At 40.4% G+C, this 23,618-nt stretch carries 24 protein-coding genes, 1 tRNA gene and 1 pseudogene; 12 read left to right on the top strand and 14 right to left on the bottom strand.

The annotated features are described in order from the left end of the window. The first annotated feature begins 2 nt into the window (after positions 1–2). Genes AC1MCB_RS06155 through AC1MCB_RS06145 form a run of 3 tightly spaced genes read left to right on the top strand, consistent with a single transcriptional unit; the run spans position 3 to position 2,363 of the window. Entirely contained in the window at positions 3–1,544 is a 1,542-nt protein-coding gene (locus AC1MCB_RS06155) for an ArnT family glycosyltransferase (RefSeq protein WP_479967862.1), read from the top strand. Between the two features lie 30 nt (positions 1,545–1,574). Then, positions 1,575–1,967, top strand: coding sequence for a DUF1801 domain-containing protein (locus AC1MCB_RS06150; RefSeq protein WP_479967861.1), 393 nt, complete (start codon positions 1,575–1,577; stop codon positions 1,965–1,967). A gap of 27 nt (positions 1,968–1,994) precedes the next feature. Next, positions 1,995–2,363, top strand: coding sequence for a DUF2200 domain-containing protein (locus tag AC1MCB_RS06145; protein ID WP_479967860.1), 369 nt, complete (start codon positions 1,995–1,997; stop codon positions 2,361–2,363). A gap of 35 nt (positions 2,364–2,398) precedes the next feature. Here AC1MCB_RS06145 and AC1MCB_RS06140 read toward each other — a convergent pair whose 3' ends face one another. Then, positions 2,399–2,620, bottom strand: a complete 222-nt coding sequence (locus tag AC1MCB_RS06140) for a VF530 family protein (protein WP_479967859.1) — start codon at positions 2,618–2,620, stop codon at positions 2,399–2,401. Positions 2,621–2,859: 239 nt separating this feature from the next. Continuing rightward, positions 2,860–3,176 (bottom strand): annotated as a pseudogene (locus tag AC1MCB_RS06135) (GxxExxY protein). Between the two features lie 382 nt (positions 3,177–3,558). Between AC1MCB_RS06135 and AC1MCB_RS06130 the strand changes: the two are divergent. The 4 genes from AC1MCB_RS06130 to AC1MCB_RS06115 all read left to right on the top strand — a co-directional run bounded on the left by AC1MCB_RS06130 (position 3,559) and on the right by AC1MCB_RS06115 (position 9,174). Continuing rightward, entirely contained in the window at positions 3,559–4,638 is a 1,080-nt protein-coding gene (locus tag AC1MCB_RS06130; protein WP_479967858.1) for a calcium:cation antiporter, read from the top strand. 340 nt (positions 4,639–4,978) lie between these two features. Then, complete coding sequence (locus tag AC1MCB_RS06125; protein WP_479967857.1) at positions 4,979–5,653, top strand: lipid-binding SYLF domain-containing protein; 675 nt, start codon at positions 4,979–4,981, stop codon at positions 5,651–5,653. A gap of 115 nt (positions 5,654–5,768) precedes the next feature. Next, entirely contained in the window at positions 5,769–6,356 is a 588-nt protein-coding gene (locus tag AC1MCB_RS06120) for a uracil-DNA glycosylase family protein (protein WP_479967856.1), read from the top strand. Positions 6,357–6,642: 286 nt separating this feature from the next. After that, a complete protein-coding gene (locus tag AC1MCB_RS06115) occupies positions 6,643–9,174 on the top strand; it encodes a heavy metal translocating P-type ATPase (RefSeq protein WP_479967855.1) in 2,532 nt (843 codons plus the stop codon). Between the two features lie 46 nt (positions 9,175–9,220). Here the strand turns inward: AC1MCB_RS06115 and AC1MCB_RS06110 are convergent, their stop codons facing one another. The 11 genes from AC1MCB_RS06110 to AC1MCB_RS06060 all read right to left on the bottom strand — a co-directional run bounded on the left by AC1MCB_RS06110 (position 9,221) and on the right by AC1MCB_RS06060 (position 17,162). Further along, positions 9,221–10,420 carry an ATP-binding protein gene (locus AC1MCB_RS06110; RefSeq protein ID WP_479967854.1) on the bottom strand — a complete coding sequence of 400 codons (1,200 nt, stop codon included), beginning with the start codon at positions 10,418–10,420 and terminating at the stop codon, positions 9,221–9,223. 1 nt (position 10,421) lies between these two features. Further along, positions 10,422–11,432: a PP2C family protein-serine/threonine phosphatase gene (locus AC1MCB_RS06105; protein WP_479967853.1), complete on the bottom strand. Its 1,011-nt coding sequence runs from the start codon at positions 11,430–11,432 to the stop codon at positions 10,422–10,424. Further along, on the bottom strand, positions 11,425–11,862 hold the full coding sequence (locus AC1MCB_RS06100) for an anti-sigma regulatory factor (protein WP_479967852.1): 438 nt from the start codon (positions 11,860–11,862) through the stop codon (positions 11,425–11,427). Before AC1MCB_RS06100 ends, AC1MCB_RS06105 begins: the two co-directional genes overlap by 8 nt. Beyond that, positions 11,819–12,229, bottom strand: a complete 411-nt coding sequence (locus tag AC1MCB_RS06095) for an STAS domain-containing protein (protein ID WP_479967851.1) — start codon at positions 12,227–12,229, stop codon at positions 11,819–11,821. The genes AC1MCB_RS06100 and AC1MCB_RS06095 overlap by 44 nt, the downstream gene beginning before the upstream one ends. A 9-nt stretch (positions 12,230–12,238) precedes the next feature. Next, on the bottom strand, positions 12,239–13,087 hold the full coding sequence (locus AC1MCB_RS06090; RefSeq protein ID WP_479967850.1) for an STAS domain-containing protein: 849 nt from the start codon (positions 13,085–13,087) through the stop codon (positions 12,239–12,241). Between the two features lie 188 nt (positions 13,088–13,275). Further along, positions 13,276–13,362, bottom strand: a tRNA-Ser gene (locus tag AC1MCB_RS06085). Positions 13,363–13,598: 236 nt separating this feature from the next. After that, complete coding sequence (locus tag AC1MCB_RS06080; RefSeq protein WP_479967849.1) at positions 13,599–14,585, bottom strand: YihY/virulence factor BrkB family protein; 987 nt, start codon at positions 14,583–14,585, stop codon at positions 13,599–13,601. Positions 14,586–14,594: 9 nt separating this feature from the next. Continuing rightward, entirely contained in the window at positions 14,595–15,002 is a 408-nt protein-coding gene (locus AC1MCB_RS06075; protein WP_479967848.1) for an acyl-CoA thioesterase, read from the bottom strand. After that, entirely contained in the window at positions 15,002–16,057 is a 1,056-nt protein-coding gene (mltG, locus tag AC1MCB_RS06070) for an endolytic transglycosylase MltG (protein ID WP_479967847.1), read from the bottom strand. Before mltG ends, AC1MCB_RS06075 begins: the two co-directional genes overlap by 1 nt. 31 nt (positions 16,058–16,088) lie before the next feature. Further along, the gene (locus AC1MCB_RS06065) at positions 16,089–16,388 is read right to left on the bottom strand and encodes a rhodanese-like domain-containing protein (protein WP_479967846.1); all 300 of its coding nucleotides are present in this window, start codon (positions 16,386–16,388) and stop codon (positions 16,089–16,091) included. 9 nt (positions 16,389–16,397) lie between these two features. Continuing rightward, on the bottom strand, positions 16,398–17,162 hold the full coding sequence (locus tag AC1MCB_RS06060; RefSeq protein WP_479967845.1) for a PASTA domain-containing protein: 765 nt from the start codon (positions 17,160–17,162) through the stop codon (positions 16,398–16,400). A gap of 151 nt (positions 17,163–17,313) precedes the next feature. On the opposite strand from AC1MCB_RS06060, the gene AC1MCB_RS06055 reads away from it, so the two are divergent. Continuing rightward, complete coding sequence (locus tag AC1MCB_RS06055) at positions 17,314–18,306, top strand: D-alanine--D-alanine ligase (protein ID WP_479967844.1); 993 nt, start codon at positions 17,314–17,316, stop codon at positions 18,304–18,306. A 112-nt stretch (positions 18,307–18,418) separates the two neighbouring features. Here the strand turns inward: AC1MCB_RS06055 and AC1MCB_RS06050 are convergent, their stop codons facing one another. Further along, positions 18,419–18,841 carry an acyl-CoA thioesterase gene (locus AC1MCB_RS06050; protein WP_479967843.1) on the bottom strand — a complete coding sequence of 141 codons (423 nt, stop codon included), beginning with the start codon at positions 18,839–18,841 and terminating at the stop codon, positions 18,419–18,421. A 676-nt stretch (positions 18,842–19,517) separates the two neighbouring features. Here AC1MCB_RS06050 and rpsO point away from each other — a divergent pair. From rpsO to rpe, 4 genes are all read left to right on the top strand, one after another. Further along, complete coding sequence (rpsO, locus tag AC1MCB_RS06045) at positions 19,518–19,802, top strand: 30S ribosomal protein S15 (RefSeq protein WP_479968718.1); 285 nt, start codon at positions 19,518–19,520, stop codon at positions 19,800–19,802. Between the two features lie 118 nt (positions 19,803–19,920). Beyond that, positions 19,921–22,080, top strand: a complete 2,160-nt coding sequence (gene pnp, locus AC1MCB_RS06040) for a polyribonucleotide nucleotidyltransferase (protein WP_479967842.1) — start codon at positions 19,921–19,923, stop codon at positions 22,078–22,080. 297 nt (positions 22,081–22,377) lie between these two features. Next, positions 22,378–22,863, top strand: a complete 486-nt coding sequence (locus AC1MCB_RS06035) for a DUF6036 family nucleotidyltransferase (RefSeq protein WP_479967841.1) — start codon at positions 22,378–22,380, stop codon at positions 22,861–22,863. Positions 22,864–22,908: 45 nt separating this feature from the next. After that, on the top strand, positions 22,909–23,580 hold the full coding sequence (gene rpe, locus AC1MCB_RS06030) for a ribulose-phosphate 3-epimerase (RefSeq protein ID WP_479967840.1): 672 nt from the start codon (positions 22,909–22,911) through the stop codon (positions 23,578–23,580). Positions 23,581–23,618 lie beyond the last annotated feature (38 nt).

Below are 23,618 nucleotides of genomic sequence, written 5' to 3'. Positions count from 1 at the left end.
GGATGCACGATAGTACAGGAAAGCAGATAACTAATCAGAACAGGTTACTCATTCTAATTTTTTGCATTATAAAATTGATCCTGCATTTGGTTGCAGACAGCAATTCAGGTTTCCAGGGAGACGAATTATTACATATTGAGACAGGCAAACATCTGGCTTTCGGCTATATGGAGTTTCCGCCGCTGATTGGACTTTTGGCTTTTATCCAGAATCTCTTTGGCAGCAGTTCTGTATATCTACATCATCTCTTTACACACATTGCAAGTATCCTGATCATCATCTATGTAGCAAAAACAACAATTGAATTAGGTGGAAAAAACAAGGCAATCTTTCTGGCGCTGATGTGCATCATTATTGCACCCAGTTTTGGCCGTTCCCAACAACTATTTCAACCCGTAGTTTTTAGTCAGGTATTTTGGGTGTTAGGTTTTTATCAGCTAACAAGGTTCGTAAAATATCTCGATAACAATAGTTTATGGTATTTAACAGCATTTGTTGTTCTAGGTTGTTCTGTCAAATATGATGCTCTGTTTTTTATCTTAGGCTTATCTGCATTATTACTTTTTAAAAGAACACGCCAGGCGCTTCTACACCAATATTTTTGGAAAAATATCATCCTGGTTATTTTGTTGTTACTGCCCAATTTGATTTGGCAATACGTAAACGACTTTCCTGTGTTGCAAATGTTTGGCAGGCTTTACGAAACACAATTAGACAAGCTTTCCCGTATAGGAAATTTAGGACAATTGCTAATTGACATCAATCCTTTGTCATCTTTATTGATTATTATTCCGGCGTTTATCTATATTTTTAAAAATAATGAAACGCTCAACAGACCTTTAGCAGTTTCAATCATCTTTTCTATTACTTTCCTGTCACTCAGTAATGGAAAAGCTTATTATTTCTATCCCATAATTCTGACGATTTTACCATTTGGTGCCATATTCTGGGAACAAATTACTTTGCAAAAGAAGAAATGGATAATCTATCCAATTGCTGCTTTGTTATTATTAGCTCTTGTTCTAATTCCTTTTGGGATGCCGGTTTATTCTTTCAATCGCTACCTTACTAAAGTGTATCCGTTTGAAAAGAATGACATTGAAGGCGGCCAATATGGGGTAAAATATGACGAGTACTATACCAAAGAAAAATGGAAAGAAACCATGCAGCAATTACACTCAGTTTACGATAGTTTGCCGGCAAATGAAAAACAGGATTCGAAAATTTGGGGCAAACATTATGGACAAGCAGGAGCAGTAAATCTGTTCGGAGGGGATTACGGTTTACCAAAAGCATTTTCGTATCACGGAAGTTATTACAGCTGGACACCTAAAGGAAAAATGCCAGATATTATTATTGCTTTAAGTTATCGGGTGGGTGATTTCTTCAGCCCATATTTTGAGGATGTAAGCCTTGTAAGAACAATTTACAATCCTTATGCAGACAACGAGGAAGAACTTTATCAAAGAATTTATATCTGTAAAACACCAAAACAAGACTTTGACCAAATGAAAGAGCTATTTAAGACAAGGATATTTGAATAGGAGACGTTAACAGGAAAATTTTTCACAGTCATGAATAACGAAATTGAAGCTTACAACAACAAGCAAAGCCCTGAAAATAAGGAAATCTGCGAGCGGCTTGCATCAATCATTGACGATCAATTAACCGAAGCAGAAAACAAGATCTGGCATGCCCATCCTGTTTGGTTTTTAGACAACAATCCAATTGTGGGTTACAGTAAACAGAAAGCTGGAATAAGGTTAATGTTTTGGAGCGGCGCCGATTTTGAGGAAGAAGATTTAAAGTTGAAAGGCAAAAAATTTAAAGATGCATCGGTATTTTATAATGATTCTTCTGAAATACAGGAAGACGATATAAAACGTTGGCTTGAGAAATCAAGAGAAATTCAATGGGATTACAAAAACATAGTGAAAAGAAAAGGACTTTTAGAAAGATTGAAATAAGTTAAAAGAGTAACGGTTAATCCACTTATGAACAATACAGACCATCATGACGAGCGAATTGCGAAAATGACATTCTCATCTGTATATCCCCACTATCTTGCAAAAGTTGAGAAGAAAAACAGAACCAAAGACGAACTGCATCAGGTAATTGAGTGGCTCACCGGTTATGATGGAGAGAGACTTCAGAAACTTATCGATGAGAAGGCAACCTTTGAAATATTCTTTGAGAATGCGACCATAAATCCGAATGCTCATCTGATCACTGGTGTAATATGCGGCTATCGCGTAGAAGAGCTCTCCAACCGATTAACGCAACAAGTAAGGTATTTAGACAAACTTGTTGATGAATTGGCAAAAGGTCGCAAAATGGAAAAGATTTTGAGAGGCAGCAATTGACCCGTACGACTATTTAATCTTTGGAGAGGAGAGAATCAGGATGGCAATTCAATTGTCTTTAGGTATAGATTCTCCACCTTTAACCTCGCCCAGGGAGTTTTTCTAAGAAATTTTAGGCTTGACTTAACACTTGGGTTGCTATTGAAACAATCAATATTGATCTTCATACCCAATTCTACCCATCCGTGTTTCTCAACAAGTTTGAGTATGATGGTTTCAAGGGTGATGCCGTGAAGAGGGTTGTTCTTTTGTTCCATAGTTTTGAGTTATTGGGCAAAGGTACACTGTCTGGATCAGGATACCTCATTGTTTGAATCAGGATTCCCAGGATTTGGAGAGTTGCAGGGTTATGACAGATAGTATGGCAGATTATACCCTCACCGTCTGAATCAGGATTCTCAGGATTTAGAGATTTGCAGGATTATCCATTTGTCTGAGTCAGGATTTTCAGGATTAATAGATTTTCATGATCATGGAGGATAGAACACCGTATATCTTATCGATATATTTTCTTGAACTGTAAACTCGCCCCAAAGTTGATTAACAAGCCGATCTGAAAGTTATAAGCGACCAGATAGTTCTTAGCTTGCGCTAAATGCACGTCTTGCAAATTATCAACGCTTTCAGTTCTACAATTACCTGACTCTCTACAACGAAATCTGCCCGTCGAGTTCCCACGTCGATACCATCGTAGAAGATAGTTTGTTCCACCTCCGGGACATGGGCTAAACCCGCTCTTGTCAGTTCAATTGAAAGGCACCGCTGGTAAATTAACTCCTGAAAACCATTCCCCAAAGTGTTATGTACTTTCATGGCGCAACCATTGATCTTGTACGTGTTGGCATCTATCTATCATTTCGAATGAAGTGTTGAATAAAAGCTTTATGAATTAATATCGGAATAAATAATGGCCTTAAGAATAACTGCCTGAATCATAGCAGATTTTAGCGCAGATAATCTTTTTCATCCCCTAATCCTTAAAATCCTGATTCCGACAATAGCCGATAAACCTAGCTGCTATAATCCTGTTCATCCCTTAATCCTACAAATCCTGATTCAGACAATGATAATCCTGTCCATCCGCTCATCCAGAAAATCCGGATTCAGACAATAGCCGATAAACGAGCCTGTTTATCCTCTAATCATGAAAATCCTAATCAGAAACACTATTTTTATCACTTTTTAAACCTGATATATGAAGAAATTATTACTTCAATGGACTACTTACGTTCCTGCCCTGGCGTGGATTCTTTTTTTTTCGGGTCTTATACACAACAGCAGCATATTTCAAGTTATAGCTAGTATACTCCTTATTTTGAGTGTGATGTCGGCAGTACATCATTCCGAAATAATCGCAGAACGGGTGGGAGAGCCTTACGGAACGATTATCCTCGCTATATCGATCACAGTCATTGAAGTTTCAATAATTGTATCCCTCATGATGTCAGAAGGGCAGGAAGCAGCATCATTAGCAAGGGATACGGTATACGCTGCAACGATGCTGATCCTTAATGGGATTGTTGGTTTGTGCCTGTTGATTGGAGGTTTGAAGCATTACGAGCAAAATTTTTCCAAGTCTTCTGTTACCATAGCTCTCGTTTCTTTGATATCTATTGTAGTATTTACATTGGTGTTTCCCACATTTACCGAAAGTGTCCGCGGGTCTTATTATTCGACGCCCCAACTGATCTTTGCATCCATCGCCTGCCTGGTTATTTATTCTTCCTTTCTATTTGCGCAAACCAGCAGGTACCGTCAATATTTTCTAACGGTTGGACCAGATGAAAATGAAGATGCTGCAGAGCCAATTGTAATCAACAATAAATTGTTCGTGTCAAGTTTTATATTCCTTCTTGTAAGTCTGGGCATCGTTGTTTTGCTTGCAAAAACCCTTTCACCTACTATTGAAAGTATTATTATCGGCTATCACCTACCCAAAGCATTGGTAGGCGTAATTATTGCTGCAATCATACTATTGCCTGAAGCAATTGCTGCAATCATAGCTGCCAGAAACAACAGACTTCAGACCAGTATAAATTTGTCTCTGGGATCTGCGTTGGCGAGTATAGGACTTACAATTCCAAGTGTGGCGGCAGTTTGTATCTATTATGATATTCCCATTATCCTGGGGTTAGATATTAAATCAATTATTCTTTTAGGACTGTCAGTATTTACGGTAATGTTATCATTAAGCAGCGGCAAGTCAAATATTGTGTACGGCGTGGTGCTTCTGGTCAATTTATTTGCCTTTATATTCCTGATGATTTATCCTTAAATTGTACAAAAGGACAACTAAATGGGGTCAGGATAGCGATAAAGGAAAATCTATGAAATTTTAGAGTGGGCAACACACAACAACTTACTTCGACACTGTGATTGAAAGTAGCTGATGACACTTGGGTATCTGCAGCCCAAGTTCCACACTAAGGAACGGAAACAAAGTAATCGTCTTTAAGAGAGGGGTTGCAAGGATTCCCGAATGTAAAACGTCCACATTGTTAAAATACGGTTCAAACCAAGGTATAGTAATTTTGTTTATGAGGAGTACAATAAGGAAGGATTAAGAATGGATAAAAAATCCTTTATGATTGATCATCTATCTAAAAAATCGAGTTATGAGAAAACTACTGAAAATCAATCTAGTGATTCTTGTTTTATGTTTTTCTACATTATCCTTAGTTGCGCAGGATAAACAAGATGACAAACTGCAGAAATCTGCGGTAGTACTTAAGGAATTTGCTGCAATGAAGGAAACTATCCCGCAGCAGCTTATGGAAAAAGCGGAAGGGTTAGTCATAGTACCCGAGCTCATCAAAGCGGGTTTGGGGATTGGCGGACAGCGGGGTAAAGGTGTCGCAATGGTTAAAAATACAGATGGCAGTTGGAGTGATCCGGTATTTGTAACACTTACAGGCGGGAGCTTTGGGTTTCAGGCTGGTGTGCAGTCTATAGACCTGGTGATGGTTTTTACTAAGGGAAGTATTCTTACTTCGCTGGCAAAGGGTGAATTTACGCTTGGCGGTGACGTAAGTGTGGCTGCAGGGCCGGTAGGCAGAAGTTCATCAGCGAGTACCGACACACAGTTCGAGGCGGAAGTATATTCATACTCACGCAGCAAGGGCCTGTTCGCCGGATTAACTATTAACGGATCGAAGCTTGCCGCTGACGATACTGCTAATAAAGCCTTCTACAAATCCGACGTTACCCCCTCTTCAATTTTTAGTAAGGACACAAGTTCGGATAATGCTAACGTTATTTCCTTGAAAAAGGCTGTGAAGGATTTTTATTAGAAAGTTTTCAATTTGGATTACGACAAAATCCCGCTCTTGAGGTGCGGGATTTTTTATTGATAGTTTGCTGTTGACGGTATCCGGTAATTCAGAAAGGCAAGCATATTTGATGTTGATGGAGTTATTGTTAGATAAAATACGAAGGTGCAAAATTTGTGAAAACTATTTGCCTTTAGGGCCCAGACCAGTTGTCCAACTAAGTCCGATTTCCCGAATAATTATTTTAGGACAGGCACCGGGCAGAAGGGTCCATGAATCAGGGATCCCCTGGAATGATGCAAGTGGGAAGACGCTAAGAAAATGGATGGATGTGGACAATGAGACATTCTACGATCCAGAATGCTTCGCGATCATGCCTATGGGTTTTTGCTACCCTGGTAAAGCGAGTTCAGGTGATATGCCGCCCCGATTTGAATGCGCGCCGCTCTGGCACCCGCAAATTATCTCTCTTTTTGAAACTCCACCACTGATACTCCTCATAGGTCAATATGCACAGCGTTATTACCTTAGAAAAAATGTAAAAGGCAGCCTGACAGAGACAGTTAAACACTATCAAGATTATCTTCCGCAATATTTTCCTTTACCACATCCGTCACCCAGGAATCAAAACTGGGTGAAAATAAACCCCTGGTTTATGACTGAAGTGATCCCTCAATTACAAAAAAGAATTCGTAAACAGATCAACCCAATGCGGGACATTTGAAGTCTTAGTTCGCCTTTTTTTTTAAATGCTTAAAAGTGAGTTGGGGAATCTTATAAAAATCTTCATGAATTTTATAAAAAGATGCTAAATCATTGATTTACATTTGTTTTGTATCGTGCTGGCTGCAGAATGGCAGACTCATTCCTCTAAAAGAAAGTATCCACAATCTCGATTGAATATATCGAAGGATTTGAGCGGATAAATCATTAAGATGGAAGCTTTTACAAGTGATATCGTTGGTTAACCAAGAGGCCGATGATTGTTTTAACCGCTTAACAAAGATACTATGACCCATACTTATAAAATTACCGGATTACTTACTGGAAGCGGGCGCGAAAAAATTGAAGAGGCGTTAAATTCCGTGGATGGAGTATCGGCCGAGGTTAACATTGAGCTGGGCGAAGCAGTCATTAGCATGAAAATGCACGTGCCGACTGATAAATTTCAGGCGGCATTAGCGTTGGCCGGAAATTATTCTATTGAGTCGATTAATCATCAGCATACTGCCGTTAAGGATCACCCAGTTATCACCGATCATTCCGTTCATCATCACAACCAAACACTGTCTTCAAAGCCCGCCGGGAATCGCGGGTCAAAATACTATTGCCCTATGCATTGTGAGGGTGAAAAAATATATGATAAGCCTGGAAATTGCCCGGTATGCGGAATGAACCTGATAGAAGAGCTACAGCTGAAAAAGGCCGTCAGATATACCTGCCCAATGCATCCAGAAATAATCCGTAATGGACCAGGTTCATGTCCGATATGTGGAATGGACCTGGTACCGATGGATGCTGACACTGAGTCGGAAGATAAAACCTATAACAAACTATTACGTAAGTTTAAGATAGCTGCTATTTTTACCATTCCAATTTTCATCATTGCTATGTCGGAGATGATACCCAATAATCCATTATTTAAGATAATGGATTTAAAGTATTGGAACTGGGTTCAATTATTTCTTTCCATTCCGGTAGTCTTTTATGCAACCTGGATGTTCTTTAATCGTGCCTGGCGATCTGTCCTTACCTGGAATCTCAACATGTTTACCCTTATTGGGATCGGAGCAGGGGTAGCATGGTTATTCAGCGTCGTAGCATTATTGCTCCCGGATATTTTCCCTTCGGATTTTAAGACGCATGCTGGAACGGTGTATGTGTATTTTGAAGCGGCGACGGTCATTCTTACATTGGTTTTATTAGGCCAGCTTTTGGAGGCCCGTGCTCATGGCAGAACAAATAGTTCTATAAAGGAACTCCTTAAACTTGCGCCGAACAAAGCAATCAGGATTATTAATGGTACAGAACAGGAAGTGGCTATTGACAGCATTGTAGTCGGTGATTTATTACGGGTAAAGCCTGGTGACAAGATACCTGTTGACGGCAGTATTCAGGAAGGCATGGCAACAATAGATGAGTCTATGATATCCGGGGAGCCTATTCCGGTGGATAGGGTGGCCGGCGAGAAAGTTAGTTCCGGAACGATTAACGGAAATACATCCTTCGTAATGGTGGCAGAAAAGGTAGGATCAGATACCCTGCTTTCCCAGATTATAGAGATGGTTAATGCAGCCAGCCGTTCGAAAGCGCCTATTCAAAAGCTGGCAGATAAGCTTTCGGGATATTTCGTACCCATAGTTGTGCTAATAGCAGTGGTGACTTTTTTTGTTTGGGCAATATATGGCCCGCAGCCTGCTCATGTCTACGCCTTTGTGAACGCTATCGCCGTCTTAATCATCGCCTGTCCCTGTGCCCTGGGGCTTGCAACTCCCATGTCGGTTATGGTGGGAGTAGGGAAGGGAGCACGGTCGGGCGTACTCATTAAAAATGCGGAATCATTAGAGAAAATGAATCTAGTTGATATAGTTATAATCGATAAAACAGGAACTGTAACAGAGGGAAAACCTTCCGTAGAGAAAGTAATCAGCAGCAAAGCGGAATTTACAGCGGATGACATTCTTCAGAAGATCATGGCATTGAATAGTCACAGCGAACATCCATTAGCGCAGGCCACACTTCGCTATGGAGCAGATAAGAATATTAGGGTGGAACCTGTATCAAACTTTAAAGCAGTTACTGGTAAAGGAGTTATAGGGCAGCAAGATAGCGTAGACCTGGCACTAGGAAATGCAAAACTAATGGAACAGGTAATTGCGGAGATTGGCGCTGACTTGCGCGAGCAGGTGAGAGCCGAGCAAAAACAGGGCAAAACGGTGTCTTACTTGTCAGCAGGAAATGAGGCTATCGGCTTCGTGGTCATCTCCGATAAAATTAAGGAATCGAGCAGAGAGGCAATTCAAAAACTTCAGAAAGAAGGGTTGAACGTGATCATGTTTACCGGGGATAATGAGGATACTGCCAGAAGTGTGAGCTCAGCCTTAAATCTGGATGGTTACAAAGCTCAGATGCTTCCGGAAGATAAGCTGAATGAAATAAAAGGCTTACAGGCCATAGGAAAGAAAGTGGCAATGGCTGGTGATGGCATTAATGATGCTCCGGCACTGTCACAGGCAGATATTGGTATCGCTATGGGCACAGGTACGGACGTAGCTATCGAAAGCGCTGATATTACTCTGTTAAAAGGCGATCTGAATGGAATAGCTAAGGCAATATCTTTGAGTCACCGAGTGATGCGAAATATTAAACAAAACTTGTTCTTCGCCCTTGCCTATAATGTTTTGGGAATACCTATAGCGGCTGGACTTCTATATCCGTTTTTCGGAATACTACTTTCACCTATGATCGCAGCACTTGCAATGAGCTTTAGTTCAATTTCAGTTATTTTGAACTCTCTAAGGTTGAGACGAGTTAAGCTGTAGTGTAACCGTTAGGCCAACAGAGCCTGTTAACGCTCAATGAACCTGACTATGGAGCGGGAAAGCAGGGAATAGTAAAAAAGAAAGTAGACCCTTTTCCCGGGATACTTTTAACCCAGATCTTGCCACCATGATCAATTATGATCTTAGAAGTAATATACAAGCCCACACCTAACCCGGAATGTGTTTTAATCACATCTTTATCCCGATAAAACTTTTCAAAAATAGAATCGACGCTCAATCGTGTCATACCTATTCCCTCATCTTTAACAGCGATCTGTACAAAGCCATTATCTAATTTATGACAAGCAATTTCAATGCGCGTATCTTTTGCAGAGTATTTAGCAGCATTACCAATAAGGTTTGAAAAGACCTGTTCCATTCGCAGTAAATCTATCTTAACCGATACCGTTTCGCACAGGGTGGTAGTTAATTCATGATTTGGGATAATATGCCGCGTTAAACTTGCCATATTAACAATGAAGTCATTGAAATCGACCACTTCTTTATCTGACTGCAAACTTCCGTTCTCCATACGAGAAACATCCAAGAGTTGTTGAACGAGGGAAAGCAGCTTGTTTGTCTGAATATCAATTTTTGACAGCATTACCCTCATATGGTCATCGCAATGGTCTTTCATCCCCATTGCCAATTGAGTGTAAGCTTTTAGAACAGTAATCGGGGTTTTTATTTCGTGACTGGCTATAGAAATAAACTCGGTTTTTTGTTCATCTACAACTTTTGATCTGCGGATCTCTTCGTCCTGTTTTTCGGTAAGACGATTCAGCTTTATGTTACGCAGCTTAATCTCTTCATAAGGATTTAATGGCAGCTCTTCATTAAAAAACTTCTGGATATCACTAATTTTGAAGGGATCAAGGTTCAGCGAACGAGGCAATCCAATCTTCATCTCAATCAAGTTGGCATCATTCGTCTTTGTTAACGTAAATTCGGGCATTAATTTCTGAGCGTAATAGAAGCCCTCATCCTCATTGGTGAAGTGTATATTACTGTCGAAGGATACAGTGGCTTTAAGCTGATAGCGAAGTTTGTTTTTTTCAAGCCCAATTATAAGTGAGCCGTGATCGGTATGTTCAATAACTGTTCGTGCAATTTCAGAAACGGCGGTGGCGAAAGTAGTTTGTGTGGCGACAGTTAAACCGAGCCTCTCTGCAACTTTCATAGACCTCTTATGGGCCAGCACCAGATCCATTTCATTCTCCAGTGATATAGTAACAATCTTGATCATCCTATGAAATTTTAGCTATCACAACTGACATGTCATCAGTTTTTCGTGCGTGATCTTTATATATAGCTGCAGCCAATACTGAGGGGTCGTATTTTGATATCTGTGGGTATTTTTGAAGATCAATTCTGGTTTTTATACCGTCAGAGCAAAGCATTGCCTGATTGAAAAGTTCTCCTGAATAATGCTGATCACTCATTGAATTAGGGATATTATGGCCAACAATGCCATTGTAAGCCATATGATTGCGAAAAGTGGTAGCGCCCATCATCCGGGTAACTATATTACCAACCCCGGTACAACTCCAGGTTTTAGAAGCGAATTCATAGCCTGCAATGGTAATAACAGCACCCCTTGTTTTTCTAGTCAAGTTATGAATGAAACGAAGGGTTTCCGTCGGACTAAAATCAGGAAACACTCTAAATGCTGCTTCAGCTTCGTTAACTGCTTTATTAGCTTCCGGACCGTGTCCTAAACCATCGGCCAGCATTATTTTGATATACTTATCCGTTATCTTGTAGGAATACCCATCTCCGCTTTTCGTTTCACCGGGTTTTGCAACTACAATAGGTCGTATAATAACATCGTTCTTCGCCATCACTTTGGCAGGAGCAATGAAAATGCGACTGAGTACAATTGTTCCCCAGCCAATAAGTGAATAAAGTTCGAACGTGTCAGACATCCGTTTCATACTGCCCAACCCATGACCCAGGGTCTTGGATGTAGACATACCATCCTGAATCATCCTGGTGGGATTAACCATGCCTGGTCCGTTATCGATGCAGATTATTTCTATATAGGGGGTTCCGGCGTTTGCAAATACGCCAAGCAGAATTTCTCCATCTTCACTATACTTGTAAAGATTTGAGGTCATCTCCGCTATGATGAGATCCAGTTTATTTAAGCGGTCCTGATTGATGCCCGCATCTAATGCAATGCGGTGGATTTCCTTTTTTATCAGGGAGAAGTAACTGCGGTCATTCGCGATAAAACTTACATGTGTAGCGTCAACCATTGGCCCATTTTAGTATCGTTACTTTCGTTCCTTTTCCCACTGTACTCTCGATATCAAATTCGTTGACGAGACGCTTAGCTCCCGGCAGTCCAAGTCCCAGGCTTTTGCCTGTAGAGAAGCCATCACGCATAGCCTGGTTGATATCAGCTATTCCCGGTCCTTTATCGATAAAAGTTAATCTAACACCGTTTATCCGACCGCTGGACACTACTTCAATTACACAGGTTCCACCATTGCCATAACGCAGCATATTACGCACGAGTTCGCTGGCTGCAGTGATCAGGCGGGTCTGATTAACAAGTCCCATCTTGATCCTTACAGCTATTTCTTTGACACGGTTTTTTAAGAAAACGGCATCCTGCTCCTTAACGACCTGTACTGTATCCTTACTCAATGATAATGTCATCTTCGCTGCCCTCTTCGTCATCATCGTCTTCTCTAAGATCGATCATAGATTTAAGCATTGTCATGCCTTTCTCCACATCAAGGGCTGTATGCACACCTTTCAGCGGCAGGCCTAGTTCGATAAGGGTTATGGCAACAGCCGGTTGCATACCAACAACAACGGTTTCAGCATCCAGTATCTTACACATACCAGCAATATTGCCTATGATCCGTCCCATAAAGGAATCAACAATTGAGACGGCAGATATATCAATAAGGACACCTTTCGCATTAGTTTTGTTAACTGTTTGAACCAAGTCGGCCTCCAAATTCAGAGCTAGCCGGTCATACAGATCCACCTGGATAGTGACAAGCAAAAAAGGCCCCATCCGAAGAATAGGAATTTTATCCATTGACGTATTTTATATCTTTTGAAGATTATTGGCTTTTCTAACTTCCAGCTTCATTATCTTAAACGAGTAGGCTAAGGCGCTGGCAAGGGTTGACTTTGTGATAATATTCGATAAGTCAATTCCTAGATGAACTACTGTTTGCGCAATCTCAGGGCGAATACCACTGATAATACACTCAGCGCCCATCAAACGGGTTGCACTTACCGTTTTCATCAGGTGTTGAGCAACCAAAGAATCTACCGCCGGGACACCGGAAATGTCCAGAATAGCGATACTTGAACCTGTAGCTACAATTTCCTGCAGAAGGTTTTCCATCACCACCTGGGTGCGGGCGCTGTCTAAAGTACCGATGATTGGTAAAGCCAGAATGCCATCCCAAAGCCGAATAACCGGGGTTGATATCTCAGCAATCTCATCTGTCTGGCGAAGAATAACTTCTTCACGACCTTTTATGAAAGTCTCGAAGGTAATTACGCTAAGATTATCCATTATGCGGTTAATCTTCAAACTCTCATTAAATAAAGTTTGAGGATCATCATTGATCTCCTGCTGTAAAACAACCAATAGGGCTTCTTTTAAAGAGAACAGAAAATTCCCTGTTTCACGGGGACTGAAGCCCTGACGTGCACGGGTAATAGCAATGCCTCCAAGAATTTCAATCACGGGACTCCACTCATCGGATTCCAGATCCGGAGTAGCAGATGACGATAAGTTGCCAACTAAAGCAGTGATTAACTCTTCTGACTGGCTTCTTAAATCCTCATTACTAATTAAATCTTCCCGCAAACCTTCATCGGCCAGCTGGTTTTTCATCCACAGTTCAAGGATATTTTTCTTCTTTTTTTGTAGCAATTGCATCGTGTGATTCTATAAATGAGGGTACAGTCTATGAATTTGTATAAGACGTTTTATTTTAAAAGTCGCCTAAGGTAAACATACCCTTTTGTTTTGAGAAATACGATTTATCTAATATGGTCATTGTTTCAGACCGCATCATTTTCTAAAACGAAAAAGCCCCATACTAAATAGTACAGGGCTTTTTTAAGCGGAGAGCTAGGGATTCGAACCCCAGGAACCTTTAACAGTTCAACAGTTTTCAAGACTGCCGCAATCGACCACTCTGCCAGCTCTCCGTCGCAAAAGTACAAACTCAAATCAATTCTGCAAATTGAGAGTAGTTCTTTTTCAAATAAGCAGGTTAAGTGGCAGATACAGAGGTAGAAAAAATTTAGATGGTACGAGTTATCAGGTAGGAGGTATCAGCTTTTAGGTAGCAGCTATCAGATTGGGCTTTCAGCTCTTAGGTTATCTTTTAGTCTAAGCGTTGGCTAGTCGCTCTAAAGGTTGACAGCTGATAACTGATAGCTTATTATTTCCTCATCAGTTTTTCTTCTACCGGTTCGTTCTTGAAGCTGTTAAAACGTGGTCTTACTATCTTAATGCTTCGTTTGGAGAGATCTATACTGGCATTCAGTTCGAATCCAACCAGGATGATCAGAGAGTTTAAATATAGCCAGATCATCACTACAATCAGTGTTCCTATAGATCCGTAAAGCTTGTTGTAATTACCGAAGTTATTGATGTAATATGAGAAGCCCCAAAAAGTTAAGATAGCGAGAATGGTAGCCATCCATGAGCCGGCACTAAAGAATCGCCATTTTTTAGCATTAGCAGGCCCGTAACGATATAGGAGTGAAATGGTAACAAAGTATATGGCAATCAGAATAAACCAGCGAACGAGGTCTATTACATGTATCCAGAACGAATCTTTGAAGAACAACTCGCTTTGCAGGTAAGCAAATACATATTCGCCCACTGTAATGATAATCAGTCCGGAAATTAATGCAAAGGCAATTAGTATCGTTAAATTTAGTGCCACCAGCCTTTGTTTGAACCAGCTCCTGGATTCAATGATTAACGAGGATTTATTAAATGCCTCCATTAGCGTATGAACACCATTCGTAGAAAATACCAAGGCAAAGATAAAACCGAATGAAAGAAGCTTGGAGTTCTGATTCTTCACGATGTCTTCCAAAGTAGTTTCCACGGCTAGATAAGCATTTGTAGGCAATACCAGTGAGATTAGGTTCATCAGCTGGTCCTGGAAATTATCAATGGGTATGTAGGGGATTAACGTAAATAAAAATATAATAGCGGGGAAGATGGCCAGCATAAAGTTATAAGCCAACGAGGAAGCTTTATTAATCAGTGAGTCTTTACCAATCTCCTGGAAGAAAAAGCTTGCTACTGTATAAAGAGGCAGAGGGCTAAATCCCGGGAGGATCATCACCTTTGTCCATTCAATGAGCAGATAGTAAGGTCTAAATCGTAAAAATATCTTATGCAGCCAGATCATTGAATAAAATTAATCAAAAAAATGCTGTAGCTTTTTCAGAAAGTCTGCAGCAGGTAAGCATGGTTTGTTGCGTTTTACATCGATAAAGACCAGAGTGGTTTCGCCTTCGTTGATCAATTCCTGCTTCTCATTGAACAATTGATAAGCAAAATGGATACGCAAAGATGGCATCTTAGCCACGGTCACTCTGATGGTTATTTCCTCATCATATAGTGCAGGCTTAATGAACTTACATTTCATATCCAAAACCGGCATAATAATTCCGGACTCTTCCATGGATTTGTAGGTCATACCAAGACTGCGCAACATTTCTACCCGGCCAACTTCGTAAAATGTGGCGTAGTTGCCATAGTACATGTATCCCATTTGATCTGTTTCGGCATACCGTACCCTTAATTTAGTTGAATGACTGAACATTATTTTTTAATATTTCTGTCGTTAAGGGCTTGCTGAAACTTACGCGCATTTATAAGGTGCTGCTGCAAGTTTGATGCAAATGCATGATATCCCGAGAAATCTTCTTTGGCGCACATATAAATGTAATCATGCTTTGTGTAATTCAGGACAGCATCAATGGCGTTAATACTAGGCATTGAGATTGGGCCGGGAGGCAGACCTTTGTTCAGGTAGGTGTTATAGGGCGATACTTTTAATAGATGCTTATTGAGCACCCTGCGGATCTCGAAATCGTTATTGGCATATATTACGGTTGGGTCAGCCTCCAAACGCATTCCTTTGTTGAAACGATTCATATACAGCCCCGCAATTGTGGGCATTTCTTTATCATGCAGCGCCTCAGCATCAACAATAGAAGCCATTACACTAACCTGGATAGGTGAGAGGCCTACATTTTTTGCCTTCGCTTTGCGGTCTTCATTCCAGAACTTTTTATACTCAGCGTGCATCCTGTCAATAAATTTCTCAGCGGATGTATTCCAGTAAATTTCATATGAATTTGGAATAAACATGGTATAAACCGAATTGGTATCAAAGCCTAACTTATCAACGTAAGCAGCCGAATCAAGCAGGTTTATAATAGAGGCTGAATCAGTCTCTAACTTCTTGCCTAACATGCCTGCCAGCGTTTGTTTAAGCCTTACGTTCTGAAATGCAATTTTAACCGGTTCCTGGTTTCCTGCTTTCAGCATATTAATAAGTTTACGGTTACTCATTCCCTTTTCAAGGCGGTACCGGCCAGGTTTTACTTTCCCAGGATACTCCATATTCTGGGCAGTCCAGAGAAAAGAAGTTGTGTCTTTTACCATCTCCTTTTCGCGGATCGTTGTATATACATCGCTAAAAGCTGATCCGGTATTTATATATAAATATTGTTGGTTATCAGTAACATTGGGGCCAAAAATCTTCAGATAATAGTTGAAGGCTGTGATCCCAAGAATAATCACGACAAAAACAGCTAGCGAGATGGCAACCTTTGCTTTAAAATTTAGCTTTTTTGATTCTGCAGCGCACATAAATTTTAGTTATTGGGTTTTCGGTTAGGATTTATAATTGAGCTCTGGCCCAGGCGTGTAAACCTCCGGTCAAATTCTTTACATTACTGTAACCATGACTTTCAAGTATTCTTCGGGCAGTTTCGCTTCGCAAGCCGCGCTGGCACACAACTACTAGTGATCGGTCTTTGTTGTATTCTAAGTCATCGATTTCTGTCAACAAACTACCTAAGGGGATGTTTTCCCCTCCGATGTTGAACGTATGGAACTCGAGTTCTTCCCTGACATCAATGATATTGATCGATCCGCGAATGTCTAAGCAATCTTTCAATTCATTTACTGTAATATTCATCAATGGGTATTATTGATTACTGAGGACAACGTCAATACGACTGCCTATAGTTACCTTGCTTAAGGAATCAGTTAGAGCAGGATCCTGTTTAATGATACGAGCTCCTACAGTGTCAATAATTGTACCCTCGTAACTTATATTCCCTAAATGAAGTGATGCCCCAAGAAGAGACAAACGTGCTTCGTTAAGGTTTAACCCCAGCAAGTTTGGAATATCTACTTCACTGGCACCCATACCGTCGCCTAAAACAAGATTCACTTTAGAGCCTTTTGGAATTTCCTGGCCTGAAGCCATTGCGCGTCCGTTATAAGAAATGCTTAAAACTACATCGCGGGCAACGTCCGATTTATAAGTGGTATCGCCTAATTTAAGTCCGTAATTATTTATTATGGAACGAGCTTCCAAAAAGGTTTTACCGCTAATTTCCGGGAAGTTGATCTTGGGTGCAAGACGTGTGATAATGGTCAGGTAAATAGTACGATTGATCTTGACATTGGTATTCGGGTCGGGATCTTGCTCTACTACCATACCCGGTTCCTTATCTATTAAATAAACGGAGTCAATTTGATATCTGAATCCTTTCGATTCAAGCAACTGTATTGCATCTGTAACAGCTAAGCCCTTTAATTTAGGCACTGGCAATCCTTCCCCGTGCCGCGTATAAAAATTCAGGCTGTAAAAGATGACAAGTAATAGTGTAAAAACGGAAACAACGGCTATTATGAGGTTTTTACGAAAAGTCTTTGTTCCCAGGTAAGCGAAGAATTTACTCATTATGTTTTATTGGTATCTAATCAAATTTGCCTCGCTGCATGGCTGACAGAGCAGACGGAGGATGCCAAACTTAATTTAAAAATTAAGATTTTGGAAGATAATAATTCCTTGTGCTTGTTATTCAATTGTTTTAAAAATTATATTTGGCGCCATGAAGAAGACTATCGCTTTAGTCACCGGAGGTTTTACCGGTGAGTCCGTTATCTCACTAAAAAGCGCCGATTTTGTTTACAGCAAACTCGATAAGAATAAATTTGACGTATATAGGATAGTTGTTAGCAGGGACACCTGGTTTTATGAGGATGCTCAGACTAATAGAACGGAAATAAATCGGAATGACTTTTCAATCCGCCTATCGGACCGGTCTATAACCTTTGATGCCGCTTTTATTATTCTTCATGGCTCTCCGGGAGAAGATGGAAAATTACAGGGTTATCTTGATATGATCAATATTCCCTATACCAGTTGCGATGCACTTACTTCAGCTTTAACAATGAATAAGGGCTACACCAAAGCAATTGTTGACGGCATAGAAGAGCTATTTATTGCAAAATCAATCCAGCTATTCGAGAATTCTGTAGTCAATATTGACAAGGTTACCTCGCAGCTAAAGCTTCCTTATTTTATCAAACCTAACAACGGGGGAAGCAGCATTGGAATGAGCAAAGTGAAGGATAATGATGAGCTGGCCCGAGCTCTGACTAAAGCGTTTGATGAAGATACCCAGGTTCTGGTAGAGGAATTTATTAATGGGAGGGAGTTCTCGGTTGGTATCTATAAAGGTATCGCCGGGATTGAAGTACTTCCCGCAACAGAAGTGATCAGTCCGAAAGAGTTTTTCGATTTCGAAGCCAAGTACACTCCGGGCATGACTGAAGAGATCACCCCCGCCCGAATGACTGACCAGGAGAGGGAGCGTGTTGTCAGGATAGTCAGTAAAGCCTACGAGGTTTTAAACTGTAAAGGAATGGTGCGTATTGATTACTTTCTGGAACATGAGACCGGCAATTTTTATTTCGTGGAGATAAACACTATCCCCGGCCAAACAGCAACCAGTTTCATCCCACAACAGGTTAAAGCAGCCGGAAAAGATATTACTGAATTTTATACTGAGCTTATTAATAGTTGTTTGTTAGGTGATTAGATTGTTAGGTTTTTAGTTTGTTGGTTAATTCGGTGGCTGGTTTACTAGAATTCTAATTAACCATCTTACATTACTAAATACTAACCACCTAACAAACTAAACACCTAACCAACTAAATGGAATATCGTTCAATCATTTCTTCAGAAACCTTTGTTCCCCGACCTGTATTTATATCGATCATTACGTAATCGAACCAGCCGTCGCAAGCAACTTTCTTGGTTTTATGAATGGTAATAACAAAACTTACGCGGCATCCCTTGGAATTGATGGTATCAATCCCAGTCTCTACTGTAAAGGTATCACCCAATCCTAATGGCCTTTTGTAATCAACATAGGCCGTTTTTACAACCCATCCATATCCACCGGACAAGAACTCTTCCATCGGCATACCGTAGTTAGCTTCCATCTGCTCATATCGGGCGGCCAGCACGTAATCAAAATAAGTACTGTTATGAACGTGATTGAACATGTCAATATCGTCTGGACGAACTTTAAATTCTGTTTTAAATCTGCTGTATACTATCGGTGATTCCATGGATCAAATTTGTGTTTTAATAACGTTAAACTAAAATTTCACTCTTATCTTATTAATATTTTCCTATTAAGTTTTGCCCATCTGTTAGTTCTCATTATTTATTGCCAGACCTTACAATCTTTTCAAGCGGGGCTGCAACGAATTCCCTCCTCATAAAAATCTTGGCTGATCTTATTTCTTTGTCCTAAGGGGCTGAAAAACCAGCCATCCTCAAAACAGACTGAATTCTGGAAGGTCGGTTATAGTTTAAGTCGGTGCTAACCATATACTCGCTATATTATAACAGGGTGTTAACTATATCCTGATCGAAGGATGACATAGTAAGCACATAGTAAGGACATAGTAAGCATATGGTAAGTGTAAAAGAAAAGGCGAGTTTTTTAGAGGACCTTAAACGTCATTTCTTATTGCTAATGATTTGAGAAAACAGCTTAAGCACGGCTAATTGAAACGGCTTCAATCTTTAGATAAATAGCATCCTTCTCTCTTTTTATTCTCGAAGAGAGTCTGCAAGACCTTCTATGGCTATTTTTATCTTCTGTGGTTTTTAACCAGGCATTCCGGTTACAGAATACCTCTGGCAGATATGATAATTAAAACCTTTGAAATTAGACGGCAAAAATCTATCTTTGCGCCTAATTGTTCAATTATAAATCGCTTTAATATTATTCAGGTAATGTATTTAAGTAACGAATTCAAGGCAGAAATTTTTGCCAAACATGGTAAAGGCACAACTGACACAGGTTCAGCCGAAGGTCAGATCGCATTGTTTACCGCGCGTATTGCTCATTTAACCGGGCACTTAAAGAATAACAGAAAAGATTTTTCTACTCAGTTATCTCTTCAAAAATTAGTTGGTAAGCGTCGTGCTTTATTAGCGTATCTCTTCAAAAAAGATATTAACCGTTACCGTGCTATTATTAAAGCATTGGAATTAAGAGATATTATTAAATCTATTTAATATCAGAAAACCATTGTTAAGCCATCTCAGCTGAGATGGCTTTTTAATTTCAAAAAACTAAAGTCAATATACAATTGAAGCGTTCAAAAGAGGAAAAGCGCTTCGTAAACAACACAAGATGAGTTATAACGCAATTAAGAAAACATTTGATCTGGGCGATGGCCGTATGATCGAAATTGAAACAGGAAAATTAGCTAAACAGGCTGATGGATCTGTTGTAGTACGCATGGGTGACACCATGTTACTTGCTACTGTCGTTTCTACAAAAGGAGCGAAAGCAGGTGTTGATTTTCTGCCCTTATCGGTAGATTATCAAGAAAAGTACGCCTCTACAGGACGTATTCCAGGTGGTTTTTTACGTCGTGAAGCACGTTTATCTGATTATGAGGTATTGATATCGCGTCTGGTTGACCGTGCATTACGCCCAATGTTTCCTTCGGATTACCATTCTGACACCCAGGTGATGATCTCTTTGATCTCGGCTGACAAAAATATAATGCCTGACTGCCTTGCAGGTTTGGCAGCTTCAGCAGCAATTGCAGTTTCAGATATTCCTTTCAACGGGCCGATCTCTGAAGTTCGTGTTGCTAAGATAGACGGCAAGCTGGTTATCAATCCATACCTGAGCGATTTACAGCGTGCTACTTTAGAATTCCTGGTTGCAGGTACTGAGCACGATATTGTGATGGTGGAAGGTGAAGCTAATGAGATTTCTGAAGCTGAAATGGTTGAAGCTATCGAATTTGCTCACAAAGCGATAGTTATCCAGGTACAAGCTCAAAAGGAATTAGCTGAAATGGTTGGTAAAACGGTTAAACGTGAATATAGTCATGAGACTAACCTGCCAGAGCTTAGAGAAAGAGTATTCGCTGCCACCTACGATAAGGTTTACGCAGTTGCAAAAAGCAATTCAGGTAAACAAGAGCGTGGTGATAAATTCGGCGAAATACTAATGGCATTTATTGAGTCATTAGGCGAGGAGCTTACCGATGAAGTTGGTTTCCTTTCTAAGAAATACTTCCACGATGTTCAGTATGATGCAATCCGTAACCTGGTACTTGACGAAGGGATTCGTTTAGATGGCCGTGATTCACGTACCGTTCGTCCTATCTGGAGTGAGATTGGTTACTTGCCATCTGCTCACGGATCTGCAGTGTTCACACGCGGAGAAACTCAGGCATTAACAACTGTTACTTTAGGCGCTAAGTCTGATGAGCAGCTTATTGATGGTGCGTTCTTTAACGGTTACCAAAAATTCCTTCTTCACTACAATTTCCCTGGTTTCTCAACCGGAGAAGTTCGGCCTAACCGTGGTGCTGGTCGTCGTGAAATTGGACATGGTGCCCTGGCGATGCGTTCATTAAAGCAGGTGCTGCCTGATGAGGACGATAATCCGTATACAATTCGTATCGTATCTGATATTTTAGAATCAAACGGTTCTTCATCAATGGCTACTGTTTGTGCTGGTACATTGGCACTGATGGATGCAGGTATCAAAATTAAAGCACCTGTATCAGGAATTGCCATGGGTTTGATCACTGATGAGAAAACTGGTAAATACGCTATCTTATCTGATATCTTAGGTGATGAAGATCATTTAGGAGATATGGACTTTAAAGTTACAGGTACTGAAAAAGGTATAGTAGCTTGCCAGATGGACTTGAAAATCAATGGATTAAAGTGGGAAGTGTTAACTGCTGCTTTAGAACAAGCTAACGAAGCCCGTCTTCATATCTTAAATGAAATGAAGAAGACTATCGGTCAGCCTCGTGAGGATTACAAGCCACACGCTCCGCGTATTGTTACCCTAAAAATTGATAAAGAATACATTGGTGCTGTTATCGGACCCGGTGGAAAGATTATTCAGGAAATGCAGCGTGAGACTGGTGCAACTATCGCTATCGAAGAAAAAGATAACCAGGGTATCATCCAGATCTTTGCTGATAACAAAGAAGCTATTGATAAAGCAGTAAGCCGCATCAGAGCTATTGCAGCAAAACCAGAAGTTGGAGAAACCTATGAAGGTAAAGTTAAAACGATTATGCCTTTTGGTGCTTTCGTTGAGATTATGCCAGGTAAGGATGGTTTATTACACATTTCTGAGATCGACTGGAAACGCTACGAGACGATGGAAGGTGTACTGAATGTTGGAGATACCGTTACCGTGAAATTGCTTGATGTAGATAAACAAGGTAAACTTAAGTTATCGCGTAAAGCTTTATTACCAAGACCTCCGCGTACGGAAGATCAGAAAAGCCAGGAAGCTCCAAAACAATAAATAGTATTTAAAGTAATTTAAAACCCGTCCCTGTACCTAGGGGCGGGTTTTTCTTTTGCCTAAAATTTTGTAAATTGCAGTGCATTATCAATTGCGCCCTGCAGTGGAAAAGGAACACAAAAACTTCGTTAATGAGCCCAACTCCGATTATGAGAAAGGTGAAACTGAGTTATTAAAATCAGCTTTAAAACGTACCTATGAGGAGCGGTTCCATATGATGACCACCCTCATGAAAATGAATATTATGTTCCGCAAAGCTGAGATAAAGCATAAAACCCTGTCTTCCTAATAATTAATATGGATGTTTTTGACAGTGAGTTGCTTCGTTTCTGGAAAATAGCAAACCAATCCCAATTAAGATACATCATGATAGGCGGCGTTGCGACCAATTTACATGGTTACCAACGCACCACCGCAGATATTGATATCTGGATTGAAGATTCTGAAATAAACCGCAAAAGGCTTAGGGATGTTTTTAGAGAATACGGATGGGGTGACTTTGACTCCTTTAAAACGATGCAGTTTATTCCCGGATGGACTTCTTTTAATCTAAATAATGGCATCCGACTGGATATTATGACAGCTGTTAAAGGCTTAGATAAAGGTTTTGAGTACTATCTGGAGATGGCTTCAATAGCGACTATTTATGATACTGATATTCCCTTTTTACATATAAATCATCTGATCGAATCAAAAGAAGCCGCCGATCGACCAAAGGACAAGATAGACGTAGCCGAGTTATATAAAATTAAGGACATCCTGAATGATGACCAGAAAAATTAACTTATTCTGACGGTACTAATTCTTTAATATCTGTAATTTCGCCATATGAACCATTTAATTGCCCCCTCTGTATTATCTGCTGATTTCGCTAACCTGCAAACCGATATTGAAATGATCAATGCCAGCGCGGCCGATTGGTTTCATATCGATATTATGGATGGAGTTTTTGTGCCAAACATGTCCTTTGGATTCCCTGTGTTGAACGCCATCAATAAACATGCGACAAAGCCTCTTGATGTTCATTTGATGATCGTGGATCCTGATCGGTATCTTGAGCAATTTAAGAATGCGGGAGCAGCTAATATCACCGTCCACTACGAGGCATGTACTCACTTACATCGGACTATACAAGCGATAAAATCCCTGGGTTGCAAGGCCGGCGTAGCTATCAATCCGCATACCCCGGTTCAGGTACTTGAGGATATTATCGAAGATTTGGATCTGGTTTGTATTATGTCAGTGAACCCTGGCTTTGGTGGCCAGAAATTTATCAATAACACCTACAAGAAGATTAAGACGCTAAGAATGTTAGCCTCAGGTCGTAATGACGGACTTCTCATCGAGGTTGATGGCGGAGTTGGCAGTAATAACGCTTTGGCACTTCTACAAGCAGGCGCTGATGTGCTGGTTGCCGGTAATGCAGTTTTTGCTGCTCCTGATCCAGCCGGTGCCATTTCTGAACTTAAAAATATATCGGCAGCACTTCACAATGCATAAATAGGGTATATTGTCTGTTCAAACATCAGTGGTTATTT

The organism is Daejeonella sp. AP26 (assembly GCF_056680515.1).
This window is presented reverse-complemented; position numbering and strand designations above follow the sequence as displayed.

Coding starts and splice junctions, on each gene's coding strand:
- AC1MCB_RS06155 (WP_479967862.1), top strand. CDS start 3: ATGCACGATAGTACAGGAAAGCAGATAACTAATCAGAACAGGTTACTC.
- AC1MCB_RS06150 (WP_479967861.1), top strand. CDS start 1,575: ATGAATAACGAAATTGAAGCTTACAACAACAAGCAAAGCCCTGAAAAT.
- AC1MCB_RS06145 (WP_479967860.1), top strand. CDS start 1,995: ATGAACAATACAGACCATCATGACGAGCGAATTGCGAAAATGACATTC.
- AC1MCB_RS06140 (WP_479967859.1), bottom strand. CDS start 2,620: ATGGAACAAAAGAACAACCCTCTTCACGGCATCACCCTTGAAACCATC.
- AC1MCB_RS06130 (WP_479967858.1), top strand. CDS start 3,559: ATGAAGAAATTATTACTTCAATGGACTACTTACGTTCCTGCCCTGGCG.
- AC1MCB_RS06125 (WP_479967857.1), top strand. CDS start 4,979: ATGAGAAAACTACTGAAAATCAATCTAGTGATTCTTGTTTTATGTTTT.
- AC1MCB_RS06120 (WP_479967856.1), top strand. CDS start 5,769: ATGGAGTTATTGTTAGATAAAATACGAAGGTGCAAAATTTGTGAAAAC.
- AC1MCB_RS06115 (WP_479967855.1), top strand. CDS start 6,643: ATGACCCATACTTATAAAATTACCGGATTACTTACTGGAAGCGGGCGC.
- AC1MCB_RS06110 (WP_479967854.1), bottom strand. CDS start 10,420: ATGATCAAGATTGTTACTATATCACTGGAGAATGAAATGGATCTGGTG.
- AC1MCB_RS06105 (WP_479967853.1), bottom strand. CDS start 11,432: ATGGTTGACGCTACACATGTAAGTTTTATCGCGAATGACCGCAGTTAC.
- AC1MCB_RS06100 (WP_479967852.1), bottom strand. CDS start 11,862: ATGATGACGAAGAGGGCAGCGAAGATGACATTATCATTGAGTAAGGAT.
- AC1MCB_RS06095 (WP_479967851.1), bottom strand. CDS start 12,229: ATGGATAAAATTCCTATTCTTCGGATGGGGCCTTTTTTGCTTGTCACT.
- AC1MCB_RS06090 (WP_479967850.1), bottom strand. CDS start 13,087: ATGCAATTGCTACAAAAAAAGAAGAAAAATATCCTTGAACTGTGGATG.
- AC1MCB_RS06080 (WP_479967849.1), bottom strand. CDS start 14,585: ATGATCTGGCTGCATAAGATATTTTTACGATTTAGACCTTACTATCTG.
- AC1MCB_RS06075 (WP_479967848.1), bottom strand. CDS start 15,002: ATGTTCAGTCATTCAACTAAATTAAGGGTACGGTATGCCGAAACAGAT.
- mltG (WP_479967847.1), bottom strand. CDS start 16,057: ATGTGCGCTGCAGAATCAAAAAAGCTAAATTTTAAAGCAAAGGTTGCC.
- AC1MCB_RS06065 (WP_479967846.1), bottom strand. CDS start 16,388: ATGAATATTACAGTAAATGAATTGAAAGATTGCTTAGACATTCGCGGA.
- AC1MCB_RS06060 (WP_479967845.1), bottom strand. CDS start 17,162: ATGAGTAAATTCTTCGCTTACCTGGGAACAAAGACTTTTCGTAAAAAC.
- AC1MCB_RS06055 (WP_479967844.1), top strand. CDS start 17,314: ATGAAGAAGACTATCGCTTTAGTCACCGGAGGTTTTACCGGTGAGTCC.
- AC1MCB_RS06050 (WP_479967843.1), bottom strand. CDS start 18,841: ATGGAATCACCGATAGTATACAGCAGATTTAAAACAGAATTTAAAGTT.
- rpsO (WP_479968718.1), top strand. CDS start 19,518: ATGTATTTAAGTAACGAATTCAAGGCAGAAATTTTTGCCAAACATGGT.
- pnp (WP_479967842.1), top strand. CDS start 19,921: ATGAGTTATAACGCAATTAAGAAAACATTTGATCTGGGCGATGGCCGT.
- AC1MCB_RS06035 (WP_479967841.1), top strand. CDS start 22,378: ATGGATGTTTTTGACAGTGAGTTGCTTCGTTTCTGGAAAATAGCAAAC.
- rpe (WP_479967840.1), top strand. CDS start 22,909: ATGAACCATTTAATTGCCCCCTCTGTATTATCTGCTGATTTCGCTAAC.